Here is a 5064-nt window from a genome sequence, read left to right on the forward strand (position 1 = left end):
GCCAGCGGCACCTTGTGCACGACGAGGTCGGCCTCCTCGTCGTCCTCGTCTAGGTGTGCCCGCTCCACTTCGGACACCCCGCGCGCCAGGAACACGCGCACGACCTCGTCGGTGAACCCCGGCGACGCCGCGACGTCGACGAGCGTCTCCCACCGCTGCGCACTGAGCCCCGCTTCCTCGACCAGCTCGCGCCGGGCCGCGTCCACGGGCGATTCGCCGTCCTCGTCGAGCAGGCCGGCGGGCAGCTCCCAGATGCGGCGGCGCAGCGGATGCCGGTACTGGTGGATCAGCGTGATCCGCTCGTCGTCGTCCACCGCGGCGATGACCACGGCGCCCATGTGCTCGACGACCTCACGCCGGGCGACGGCGCCACCCGGCATCCGCACGTCGTCGACCCGAAGCGCCACAACGCGTCCGATGTGGACGTCCTCAGTGGACACCACCGCGAAGTCATGGGTGCCGGGGGCGCTCACCGGACGCTCGCCGTCGGCTCCGGCAGTTCGACGGGCAGCCGATCCGCGGTGCGGTAGGCCACCGCGGCGGCGATGAACGCGTCGAACAACGGGTGCGGCCGGGTGGGCCGGCTCTTGAGCTCCGGATGCGCCTGGGTGCCGACGAAGAACGGGTGCACGTCGGCGGGCAACTCCACGAACTCCACCAGGCGCTCGTCCGGCGACGTGCCGGAGAACACCAGGCCTGCGTCGGCAAGCTGCTTCCGGTAGAAGTTGTTGACCTCGTAGCGGTGCCGGTGCCGCTCGGACACCTCGACGCTGCCGTAGGCCTGCGCCACCTGCGAGCCGGGCTTGAGCTTCGCCGGGTACGCGCCGAGGCGCATCGTGCCGCCCATGTCGCGCTCGCCCGCGATGACGTCCTTCTGGTCGGACATCGTGGAGATCACCGCGTCCTTGGTGGCCTCGTCGAACTCCGCGGAGTTCGCGTCGGCGATGCCTGCGAGGTTGCGCGCCGCCTCGATCACCATGCACTGCAGGCCGAGACACAGCCCCAGCACCGGGATCCCGCGCGTGCGGGCGTAGCTGATCGCGCCGATCTTGCCCTCGATCCCGCGCACGCCGAACCCGCCCGGCACCAGCACACCGTCCACATCGGACAGTGCCTGCGCCGCGCCGGCCGGCGTGGTGGCGCGGTCCGAGGCGACCCACACGATCTCCACCTTGGCGCGGTGCGCGAACCCGCCCGCGCGCAACGCCTCGGTCACCGACAGGTACGCGTCGGGAAGGTCGATGTACTTGCCCACCAACGCGATCCGCACCGTCTCCGACGGGTTGTGCACGCGGTCGAGCAGATCGCCCCACACCGTCCAGTCCACGTCGCGGAACGGCAGCCCGAGCCGCCGCACCACGTAGGCGTCGAGCGCTTCGCGGTGCAGCACCTTGGGGATGTCGTAGATCGAGGGCGCGTCCGGGCAGGCGATGACCGCCTCGGTGTCCACGTCGCACATCAGGCCGATCTTGCGCTTGAGGTCCTCGGGCAGATCCCGGTCCGCACGGCACACCAGTGCGTCGGGCTGGATGCCGATGTTGCGCAGCGCGGCCACGGAGTGCTGGGTGGGCTTGGTCTTCAACTCGCCGGACGGCGCAAGGTAGGGCACCAGCGACACGTGCAGGAAGAAGCAGTTGTCCCGGCCGACCTCGTGCCGCAGCTGGCGGCAGGCCTCGAGGAACGGCAGCGATTCGATGTCGCCGACCGTGCCGCCGACCTCGGTGATCACGACGTCGGGCTGGTGCCCGGTGCCGCCGGACTCGGTCACCGCCATGATCCGCCGCTTGATCTCGTCGGTGATGTGCGGGATGACCTGCACCGTGTCGCCGAGGTACTCGCCGCGCCGTTCCTTGGCGATCACCTCGGAGTACACCTGGCCGGTGGTCACGTTGGCCGAGCCGGTGAGGTCACGGTCGAGGAAGCGTTCGTAGTGCCCGATGTCGAGGTCCGTCTCGGCCCCGTCCTCGGTCACGAACACCTCGCCGTGCTGGAAGGGGTTCATGGTTCCGGGATCCACGTTGAGATACGGATCCAGTTTCTGCATCGTGACCCGGAGGCCACGAGAGGTAAGGAGTTGACCCAGGCTCGAGGCTGTGAGTCCCTTACCCAGGGAGGAGGCAACGCCCCCGGTGACAAAGACGTACTTGGCTGTCCGCGGCTGAAGTCCCACGGGCTTCCACCTTATCGCACACCCACCCCGGCGCTTGCCGTGCCTCGCCGGCACGCTTCGATGTCGATGACCGGATTCTCGCAAAAGGAGGCACCGTCCGTGGCCGGAAACACAGCGAGCACGTGGGCCGCACCCGTCGCGCCGGGCGCGCTGGACGCCACTGTCGGCGTGCCGGGCTCGAAGTCGATCACGAACCGAGCCTACGTGCTGGCCGCGTTGTCGGCGGGGCCGACGCTCGTGCGCAAACCGCTGGACTCCCGGGACGCGCGCTTGATGCTGGGCGCGATCACCGCGCTCGGCGGCGCGTACGAGCCTGCCGGGGAGAACGTGCTCGTGCAGCCACTGCTGCCGGAAGGCGACGAGCCCGGGATGGTCGTGCTGGGCAATGCCGGGACGGTCGCGCGGTTCACCCCGGCGCTGGCCGGGCTGGGCCGGCGGCCCGTGCTGTTCGACGGGGACGAAGCCATCCGCCGCCGTCCGATCGCCCCGCTGCTGCGCGCGCTGAGCGAACTCGGCGTGGACATCGAAGACGAGGGCCGCGGTGCGCCGCCCTTCACGGTGCGTGGCCACGGCGGTATCAGTGGAGGGAAAGTCGAACTGGACTCGAGCGCGTCGAGTCAGTTCCTTTCGGCGCTGTTGCTGGCCGGCCCGTCGTTCGAGTCGGGCGTGACGGTGCGCCTCGTCGGCGACGCGCCGCCGAGCGAGCCGCACATCGCGATGACGCTGGATCTGTTGCGCCGCTTCGGCGCCAGCCCGGAACGGCACGGCCAGGAGTTCCACGTGCCGGGCACCCGGCTCGCCTGCCCGGACTACACGGTGGAGCCGGACCTGTCCACGGCCGCCCCGTTCGTCGCCGCGGCGGCCGTCGCGGGCGGCACGGTGCGTATCGAAGGCTGGCCGCAGCGGACCACACAACCGGGTGACTGGCTGCGCAGCCTGATGACCGAACTGGGCCAGCACGCGGAGTTGACCGAGAACGGCCTGACCGCGACCGGCACCGGCGAAATCCGCGGCGCGAAACTGGATCTGCACGAGGTCGGCGAGCTGACCCCGGTCGTGGCCGCCATGCTCTGTTTCGCCGACGGCCCCTCGGTGATTTCCGGCGTAGCGCATCTGCGCGGGCACGAGACGGACAGGCTGGCCGCGCTCGCGACGGAGCTGTCCGCGCTGGGCGCCCGCGTCACCGACACCGAGGACGGCCTGACGATCACCCCGGCTCCCTTGCACGGCGGCGTTTTCCACACCTACGACGACCACCGCCTCGTGATGGCCGCGTCCGTGCTGGGGCTGCGCGTGCCGGGCGTGGAAGTGGAAAACCCGGAGACCGTGGGCAAGACGTTCCCCGGTTTCACCGAGACGTGGGAATCGATGCTCGGCTGAGTTTTTCCGCGACGGCGCGGGGCGCGAGTTCACTCCCGGCGAACAGGCCCTGGGCTGCCGTCTCTTCTGATACATTTGCTCGCAAAGCAAATTATCTCATCGAGGCGGTACACCGTGGATTTCAACCGTCAGGTCATCGAGGAGTTCCGCGCCAACCACGGGCGGGTCGGGGGCATGTTCGAGGGCGTTCCCCTCATCCTGCTGACGACGCAGGGCGCCCGCAGCGACGCTCCGCGCACCAATCCGGTCGTGTATTTCCGGGACGGTGCGCGGATCCTGGTCTTCGCCAGCAACGCGGGCGCGCCGGACCATCCCGCCTGGTACCACAACCTGCGGGCGTACCCGCAGGTCACGGTCGAGATCGGCGAAGGAGACGGGATCCGCACCTACGCGACCCGCGCCGAGCCACTCGAAGGCGCCGAACGCGACCGGTGCTATCGCGAGCAGGCCGAGCGCGACCCCGCGTTTGCCGAATACGCAAGGAAAACCACGCGCGTGATCCCGGTGATCGCGCTGCATCCGCTTTCACTCGGCGACGGTGGCGCCCGCGTCGAGGCCGTCGGCGCACAACTGCGGCGGCACCACGAGGAACTGCGCGCCGAGTTCGCGCGGCTCCGCGAAACACTGGCCGCCGGCGAAATCCCGGGCACCCCGGCGCGCACGCTCACCGAGCACTGCCTGACGTTCTGCGATCACCTGGATCTGCACCACATCCGGGAAAACGGCGCGTTCACCGCGTTCGAAGACAGTTTCCCCGAACTGCGCCCCGCGCTGGCCCGGCTACGCGCGGAACACCACGTGGTGGCCCAGGGGCTCGCCGAAATACGGGCGGTGCTGGCGGGCGGCGCCGATCCGGACAAGATCGGCGCCGCCCTGGCCCGTGTCACCGAGGGCCTCGAAGAACATTTCGCCTACGAAGAGGCGAGCCTTTTCCCCGCCGCCTGAACGAGTTCCGCGAGACGGTCGAGCTGGTGCACGTCCGGCGACCAGCAGTACAACATCACCTCGTCCGCGCCGAGATCGCCGTAGCCCCGGATCGCCGCGGTGATCTCGGCCGGGCTCGTGAGCATCCCGTCGGCCGTCCGGACCGCATGGTCACCACTGAAACCGTAGTAGGCCAGAATCGCCGCGCGTGCTTCATCCACAGTGGACTGCGGCCCGAGCGCGACGTTCACCTGCGCGACCATCCGGGGCTGCCCGGCGCGCCCCGCGGCGGACCATTTCTCCCGCACCGAGCCGAACAGGCTGCCCGCGAAGCTCAACGGCGCCGCGCACAGGAACCCGTCACCCCAGCGCGCGACCCGTTCCAGCGCCGGGGCGGCGAAGGCGCCGAACAGCACCTCGGGACCGCCCTTCACCGGAGCCGGGCCGATCGGGCCGATCTCGTCCGAATACGGTTCCCCGGCCCAGATCCGGCGCAACAGCGCCATTTGCCCGTCGAGCCGGCGGCCGCGCCGGCGCATGTCACCGCCGACGACGGTGAACTCGTCCTCGCGGCCGCCGACGCCGAGACC

The 5064-nt window shown here is 70.2% G+C and carries 5 protein-coding genes; 2 read left to right on the forward strand and 3 right to left on the reverse strand.

Annotated features, from left to right (window positions below; all coding sequences use genetic code 11):
* Together VHD82_RS12075 and VHD82_RS12080 are read right to left on the reverse strand one after the other, a co-directional pair.
* On the reverse strand, positions 1-473 hold a 473-nt coding region (locus VHD82_RS12075; RefSeq protein ID WP_325701283.1), incomplete at its 3' end, for an NUDIX hydrolase.
* Positions 470-2170 carry a CTP synthase gene (locus tag VHD82_RS12080; RefSeq protein ID WP_325701286.1) on the reverse strand — a complete coding sequence of 567 codons (1701 nt, stop codon included), beginning with the start codon at positions 2168-2170 and terminating at the stop codon, positions 470-472. The genes VHD82_RS12080 and VHD82_RS12075, both read right to left, overlap by 4 nt.
* Before the next feature lie 66 nt (positions 2171-2236).
* Between VHD82_RS12080 and aroA the strand changes: the two genes are divergently transcribed.
* Positions 2237-3550: a 3-phosphoshikimate 1-carboxyvinyltransferase gene (gene aroA / locus VHD82_RS12085; protein WP_414637492.1), complete on the forward strand. Its 1314-nt coding sequence runs from the start codon at positions 2237-2239 to the stop codon at positions 3548-3550.
* Between the two features lie 114 nt (positions 3551-3664).
* Complete coding sequence (locus tag VHD82_RS12090; protein ID WP_325701292.1) at positions 3665-4495, forward strand: nitroreductase/quinone reductase family protein; 831 nt, start codon at positions 3665-3667, stop codon at positions 4493-4495.
* Here VHD82_RS12090 and VHD82_RS12095 read toward each other — a convergent pair.
* The coding region (locus VHD82_RS12095; protein ID WP_325701295.1) for an LLM class flavin-dependent oxidoreductase at positions 4462-5064 on the reverse strand (603 nt) is incomplete at its 5' end. The genes VHD82_RS12090 and VHD82_RS12095 overlap by 34 nt on opposite strands.

This window comes from Amycolatopsis sp. (assembly GCF_035546795.1).
GTDB lineage: Bacteria > Actinomycetota > Actinomycetes > Mycobacteriales > Pseudonocardiaceae > Amycolatopsis_E.

What these genes read in the sequence shown, in the direction of transcription:
- aroA (WP_414637492.1), top strand. Translation starts at nt 2,237, where the DNA reads ATGACCGGATTCTCGCAAAAGGAGGCACCGTCCGTGGCCGGAAACACA.